2 protein-coding genes are annotated in these 3,657 nt (G+C 41.6%); both read right to left on the bottom strand.

Features of this window, described 5'->3' with window-relative positions:
- Positions 1 to 309: 309 nt before the first annotated feature.
- The gene (locus IQ229_RS18035; protein WP_194046067.1) at positions 310 to 3,102 is read right to left on the bottom strand and encodes a beta-propeller fold lactonase family protein; all 2,793 of its coding nucleotides are present in this window, start codon (positions 3,100 to 3,102) and stop codon (positions 310 to 312) included.
- 267 nt (positions 3,103 to 3,369) lie between these two features.
- Positions 3,370 to 3,657, bottom strand: a 288-nt coding sequence (locus IQ229_RS18030) for a thioesterase domain-containing protein (RefSeq protein WP_457852509.1), incomplete at its 5' end; no start/stop codon positions are given.

Below are 3,657 nucleotides of genomic sequence, written 5' to 3'. Positions count from 1 at the left end.
ATATCACTCATGGCGGCAAACAGGAGCTTTCCTCGCTAAACATCACCTATACCTAATTATGAAATAATTCTCCATCACTTTTTTGCTAGCTTAATTTAATAAAAATTAACTGGAAAAGTAAAGGGGAAGATTGTTTGTCACCCTAGAAGAATCAACTATTAAATTTATGAAGTAAAGACAATAACTGCCTTCAGTAAATTTACTAGTTTAATTAATAGCGAGTCCATCTAATCGCTATGCATAATACAACCTCACCCCGCAACCGGGATGAGGTTGTGTTATTTATCTAAGTAATTACTCGCCTTTAATCTAGGCAAGATTGACACTCAATTTTACTTGCACAATTACATCGTTGTAATCTTTGTCACCACCATTGGGTAAATCCTCAAAACCAAAGGTGTTATTTCCCAACAGTCGAATGTGATCTACCTTATCTGAGTTAGCACCCAAGAATGAAAAGTAAACCTTCTCATTGCCATTGCCATTGAGAATAGCATCGGGTTTACCATCGACAATAATAAATGGTGCAAACAGAGAATTTGGCCCGAAAGCACCAGTATGATTTGCAGTACCTTGGTTGTCCACCGCTAAGTCAATGCCTCCAACACGCCCACGCACAGCGGTTTCGGCGTAACCAGCCTGTCCAACAAGAATATCTGCTGTGCCATCGCCATTGGTGTCAATACCACCATTCTCATCAGCCACCTGATAGAAACCGACAAAGTTGTTGTAAGAAGCTTCTCTGTTGACTGCAAACTCAGCTTTTACTGATTGTGTCACACTCCGTAAATCAATCAGTTCACCTTGATATTTGCCTTGCAGACTAGTACCTAAAGATACCTCTTCTTCTGTTGTCTGAACTGTCACAGCGAAATTCTGGAAGTTGAGAGAAAATCCTTCCTCTTCTGTGTTGTTACTTGTAGCGGAGGAAAAAGCGACACTTGAAACAGAAGTTTTTCCAGACAGTACAGCCTGAGTAGTACTATTGGATACCAGATAGAATCTGAGTTTCGTACCAGACTCGAATTCTAAGATATTTTTGAGATCATCGTTCTTAAAACCCTTGGGCAGTTTAGCAATGGAGGAGAAAATCACCCTTGAACGCTCTAAAGCAACTCGCGTATAACCCTCTGCACCAGGTGCTATGCCGTTAATTCTACCTTCATCATCGTCAACAGCAAATGCACACAGTTCATTCACCTCTTTAGCGCTGTTGTTTTTAATCTTAAGAGAGAGCTTTCCTTTACGACCCTTAACTTTACTGTTGACGACAAAGATATTCTGAGTAATATTGACCAGTTGGAAAATTGTTGTTATCTGGGTATTTGTAGTAGATCCAAAGCCATCAATATTAACAGCTAAATCCTTGTCGAAAGAAAGTCCACCAAGGTCAGTAGTGCGGACGCGGATTTTATAACTAGATTTAGTCGCGTCAGATTTAATTTTTAAGCTATCTCCCTCGATAATGAATGCACTATTATCATTATCGCCAGTACCCGCTACTAAACTATAAGTGTGCTTGTCGTTTTGGTCTGGGTCAATGGTGGTGAAGAAGCCAATGATTTTTTTATCATCATCGTCATCATCATCTCCGTCGCCACTACCACTATCGTCATCATCGTCATCATCATCATCGTCGTCATCACTGATAGCGGTAAATATCAAATTTGTCGGTTCAAAATTCTTTTCAGCAACCGCAAGTGTAAATACATCACTGGCTTCTTCTCCAGCAATATCTTCAGCGATAACTTTGATGTCTAGACTACCCACATCGTTATTTGTCGGAGTACCACTGAAGGTAAGGGTAGTAGGATTGAAGTTCAACCAAGTCGGTAGTAAATCATCATTTGCCAGAGTTGCAGTGTAAGTCAGGATGTCTCCAACATCTGTATCGCTGAAGGTGTCAACTGCAACAGTGAAGTTGAAGACACTATCTTCGGTAGCTTCTTGGTCAAGAATTTCATTTGCCACCTCTGGCGCATTGTTGAAAGGCGCACTAAACACTGCCACCGCCGAGTCATTATATCCAGCAGTATAGAGATATTTGCCATCGGAGGTGAGAGTTACAGAAACCGCACCACCAAGTCCATCAACACCATCTGTATCATCTTTTTGAACTTCCACAAAGCTTAGTTTGCCTGTGGTTGTATCCCGCTCAAACACAGCTACAGCCGAGTCATCATATCCAGCAGCATAGAGGTATTTTCCATCGGGGCTGACAGTGACAGAAGAGACACCACCAAGCCCATCGACACTACTGATACCATCTTTTTGAACTTCCACAAAACTTAGTTTGCCTGTGGTTGTATCCCGCTCAAACACAGCCACAGCCGAGTCATCATATCCAGCAGCATAGAGGTATTTTCCATCGGGGCTGACTGTGAGGGATTTAGCACCAGCAAGTCCATCGACACTACTGATACCATCTTTTTGAAATTCCACGAAACTCAGTTTACCTGTGGTTGTATCCCGCTCAAACACAGCTACAGCCGAGTCATCATATCCAGCAGCATAGAGGAATTTGCCATCGGGGCTGATGGTGAGCGATTCAGCACCAGCAAGCCCATCGACACCATTTATATCATCTTTTTGAAATTCTACAAAACTCAGTGCGCCTGTGGTTGTATCCCGCTCAAATACCGCTATCGCCGAGTCATCATATCCAGATGCATACAGGAATTTTCCATCGGGGCTGACTATGAGGGATTTTGCACCACCAAGTCCATCGACACCATTTGTATCATCTTTTTGAACTTCTACAAAACTCAGTTTGCCTGTGGTTGTATCCCGCTTAAATACCGCTACAGCCGAGTCATCATATCCAGCAGCATAGAGGAATTTTCCATCGGGGCTGACTGTGAGAGATTCAGCACCAGCAAGCCCATCGACACCATTTGTATCATCTTTTTGAAATTCTACAAAACTCAGTGCGCCTGTGGTTATATCCCGCTCAAATACCGCTACAGCTGAGTCACTATATCCAGATGCATACAAGAATTTTCCATCGGGGCTGACGGTGAGGAATTTAGCACCACTAAGGCCATCGACACCATTTGTATCATCTTTTTGAACTTCTACAAAATTCAGGATTTTCTGCGTCATATTTCCCTTGAGATTGCAAAATAGTTTGTAAAAGTAATATTCTTTTCAAGCAAAGACAAGAATGTACTATATAGCTTATTGTCTGATTTTTATTCAAGCCTCAGTAGATATACTACGTATTTTCCAGCTTATAACTGATGCAATGGCTTTAGTAGCAATCGAATTTATACATACATAGTTAAAGTTATTATCCACAAATAAAACAACCCCATCCCAGAAGCGAGATGAGGTTGAAAGTTATAACTATTTCTGCAAATTAGATCAATTTCAGATGTCTACAATAGCTCGATCTATACAAGCCCTCATTTTTTCAGATAGAGTTCGGACATGAGGTTCTCTAAAAATAGAGTCGTGGTTTCCTGGGACGTTTTGAATATCCAAACCTCCTAAGACCATTTCACTCCAACCCATTTGGGGGTCAACCTCCCGTTTTTCCAATGCAACGCGCTCTTCTGCTCGGAATACAGTGACTCGACCTGGATAAGCTTTTAGAACGTATTCTCTGGCTGCCTGTTTATTGGCTTCTTCGATTGTCAATTTCCGGTAGTTATAAGG

Origin of the sequence: Nostoc cf. edaphicum LEGE 07299, assembly GCF_015207245.1 — a bacterium.
Classification (GTDB): Bacteria; Cyanobacteriota; Cyanobacteriia; order Cyanobacteriales; family Nostocaceae; genus Nostoc; species Nostoc edaphicum_B.
This window is presented reverse-complemented; position numbering and strand designations above follow the sequence as displayed.